The organism is Henriciella sp., assembly GCF_049649345.1.
Taxonomy (GTDB): Bacteria; Pseudomonadota; Alphaproteobacteria; order Caulobacterales; family Hyphomonadaceae; genus Henriciella.
Map to the genome: position 1 here is coordinate 1 of NZ_JBARZC010000113.1, position 1,587 is coordinate 1,587.

The 1,587-nt window shown below is 58.5% G+C and carries 3 protein-coding genes; all 3 read left to right on the forward strand.

The window, feature by feature from the left end:
• The coding region (locus WA989_RS02830; protein WP_424339009.1) for a J domain-containing protein at positions 1–287 on the forward strand (287 nt) is incomplete at its 5' end.
• Positions 288–509: 222 nt separating this feature from the next.
• Positions 510–764 (forward strand): cold-shock protein, encoded by a 255-nt coding sequence (locus tag WA989_RS02835; protein WP_424339010.1) that lies wholly within the window; start codon positions 510–512, stop codon positions 762–764.
• Positions 765–1,190: 426 nt separating this feature from the next.
• Positions 1,191–1,370, forward strand: a complete 180-nt coding sequence (locus WA989_RS02840) for a hypothetical protein (protein ID WP_424339011.1) — start codon at positions 1,191–1,193, stop codon at positions 1,368–1,370.
• Positions 1,371–1,587: the final 217 nt, after the last annotated feature.

Here is a 1,587-nt window from a genome sequence, read left to right on the forward strand (position 1 = left end):
ACGCCGAGCGCCAGGAAAGCGCAGGCTATGCCGAGGCCTCGCATTATGGCTGGACGGGCTCTGGCGACGGCTCACGCAGCGCCGATGAAATGCGCGCGCTCGACGTTCTGGAGCTCGAGGCGGACGCGGACTTCGCCGCGGTGAAGAAAGCGTACCGCGCGAAGGCGAAAGTGGTGCACCCGGACGTGAAGCCGGGCGACGAGGAAGCGGCGGCCGAGTTTCAGAAACTGCAGGTCGCTTACGAAGTGCTGCGCGCTGCAGAAGAGCGGCGCGCGTGGCGGGGGTAGCGCTTTTGCCTGCGTTCTGGATGCGGAGTTTCGCTCTATTAGGTCGATAAAGCGCGAGACCGCGCTTGTAATGATGGCCTGCCATAGCCATCTTGATGACAGCTACCAGTCGCAATCGACGGTCTTTGCTTTCCTCACCGAAAGCCCTTTCCCTCAGTTCCGCCTTATAGTCGCAGCCGGGTCTATTCTGGCGCGCTGCACACTCGTCTGAAGGAAATCCACATGACACATTATGGCAAGATCAAGAGCTACGACAGCAGCAATGGCACCGGCTCGATCACCCCGGAAAAGGGCGGTGACGCGCTCCGCTTCAAGAAGGCCGACCTCCAGCAGGAAGGTCAGGTCCCGAAGGTCGATCAACGGTACAGCTTTGAGACCAGCGAGGTCGATGGCGGAAAGAAGTGGGCCGTGAACCTGCAGCACGAGCAGGGCGACGGCGACCACCAGAAGGACCAGGCCCGCAAACAGCAGGGCTGACGCCGACAGCGGAGCCGGGGATCAACACCCCGGCTCTTGCTCGATCCCTCTCGCTCGGATGCTTCGCTATGCCGATAAATCAATTTCTGTTCGATCATCAGCTTGCGGCTATGAAAGCCGACCGTTCGGGTTCGGCTGAGGAACGCGACGCAGCCTTCGAAGCGATGGGAGAGCGCGCGGAGCGAATAGCGAACTGGCGAAAAAAGAACGGCCTCTCGGATCTGGGCTGGCCGCGTGACGAACGTTCTCCTCCTCCTCATGAAGATGGATAAGGTTTCTCCCGATCTCGCGACAACGCCTGCCAATCAGACTGAAACCACTGAAAAACTAGGGCAGGGGCGCTCGAGGTCGATCACCTGACCTCCTTTCCCGAAGGGATATTGGGTCATGCCATATTATCGATTTCATCAATCGCAAGGACCTGCGGTGGCCATCACCGATGACCGTTCCGGGGCAAAACTTCCCGACATCAGTTCGGTGTGGAGGGCTGATGGCCTCACAGAAGTCGTTGTTGGCGGTAAGCAAAGGTTTGGCGTCGAGCCGGCAGAAATTATCGCCTTAATCGAGCGTGATGGATTCTATCTTGGATCGCTGCAGAGCAGATAGGCCGAATTTCGCGCTACTTTCTGCAAGTCTTAGTCAAGGCAGGGCCAAAATGCGTAAGTTCGAAATACATATGCCGGAAATCACGGCAAAGAGGCTTTGGGATCGGTTGGTTGCCGACGGCCTGCGAGACTGCGGGCGCGAAATGGTGATCGTGGAGTACGATGATCTAGGTCGCGCCGAAGATGGACTTCGCTTGGCAAAGAGCGACGCTGAACGT